The sequence below is a fragment of the Gelidibacter mesophilus DSM 14095 genome, from assembly GCF_000423005.1.
In the GTDB taxonomy this organism is placed as follows: domain Bacteria; phylum Bacteroidota; class Bacteroidia; order Flavobacteriales; family Flavobacteriaceae; genus Gelidibacter; species Gelidibacter mesophilus.
The window spans coordinates 1-1,377 of sequence record NZ_AUHD01000045.1; the positions used below are offsets into that span (position 1 = coordinate 1).

Sequence of the window (1,377 nt, forward strand, 5' to 3'; positions counted from 1 at the left end):
CTGTAGCCATATTTCAGGACGAGACATAATTAAGCACAACGTTGTTGTATATGGTTTGTTGCGTGTTTCAATCAACTAATTTAGTAAATAATTACGGACAAAGAAAGTCCGCGAGGACTTTCGTAAGTAGACAAAAAGCAAGCAATAAATTATATACGGTGTTGTGCCCAGTTATTTTAAACGATAGATTGTCTTATTTTTTTCTCCTATTTTTTCAAATAAATCTAATTCAGCTCCTTTTTTTAAATCTCTACTTGCTGTCGCTGAAGAAATGTCTTTAAAAACGTCCATATAATCTTTTCTTGTAAATTCAGTTTTATTTAATGAAACATAATATTCTAATCTGTCTTTTTCATTTAACGTTCGATTATTGTAATCTAATAACTGACTTATTGAAATGTCAATTACGTTTAGCATATACTCAATAAACTTAGTTGATTTTCCAGATTTATCACTTTCAGCCAACGCTTTATAATATTTTTCTTGGTCGTTACTAATTAAGGTTTCAAAAGGTAAAAATTCAAAGATTGGATATTTTTCCATTAAAATTAAAGTTTGCCATAATCGTCCCATTCTGCCATTTCCATCTAAAAATGGATGTATAAATTCCATTTCGTAATGAAAAACACAACTTTTAATTAATTCAATTTCATCAGATTTTTTCAAGTATTCAAAGAGGTCTTTCATTAAGTATGGTACATTTGCAAAAGGTGGTGCTAAATGTTCAATTTTTGAGCCTTTTACAATTCCGACACTTTGATTTCTATATTTTCCAGAATTTTCAATTAGACCTTCCATTAAGTTTTGATGTGCTTTTAAAAATGATTTTTCTTTGGAAGGATTATAATCTTCTAAATTTTCATAGATTCTAATTGCATTTAAAACTTCAAGCACGTCTTTTTTCGGACCAATAACTCGTTTATTTTCTAAAAGAGCTGTTATTTGTTCTTCGGTAAGAGTATTACCCTCAATTTTTAAAGAAGAATGAATAGTTTTAATTCGATTCTGTTTTCTTAATTTCGGTGAAGGCTTGTTTAATAAATTTGCATTTACTTCTCCGATTTTCTCAGAAATTGAAGTTATTAATTTTAATATATTTGATGTTATTTCGTATGGTGGTTTCATTCGTGATACTATCATTTGATACTATCAAAGATACAATCATTTAACTCAAATTTTTGATAGAAACGGGATTTTTTAATTGGGCACAACGGTTTTGTGTATGATTAGTGGCGTGTTTTAAGCACGGAATTTAGTAAATAAAAACGGAATAGAAAATCCGCGAGGATTTTCGTAAGTAGGCGAGAACTAAGCAATTAATTATACACGGCTTAAGTTTGATTTTTAATAAATCAGTTAACTTTAAGTATTAATCAG

At 28.7% G+C, this 1,377-nt stretch carries 1 protein-coding gene; it reads right to left on the reverse strand.

The genetic code is table 11. The features are described from left to right. Nucleotides 1–171: 171 nt before the first annotated feature. Nucleotides 172–1,125: a Fic family protein gene (locus G525_RS0117805; protein ID WP_027127337.1), complete on the reverse strand. Its 954-nt coding sequence runs from the start codon at nucleotides 1,123–1,125 to the stop codon at nucleotides 172–174. Nucleotides 1,126–1,377: the final 252 nt, after the last annotated feature.

Bases quoted from the DNA above. Each gene is read 5' to 3' on its own strand.
- G525_RS0117805 (WP_027127337.1), bottom strand. From the start codon at position 1,125: ATGAAACCACCATACGAAATAACATCAAATATATTAAAATTAATAACT.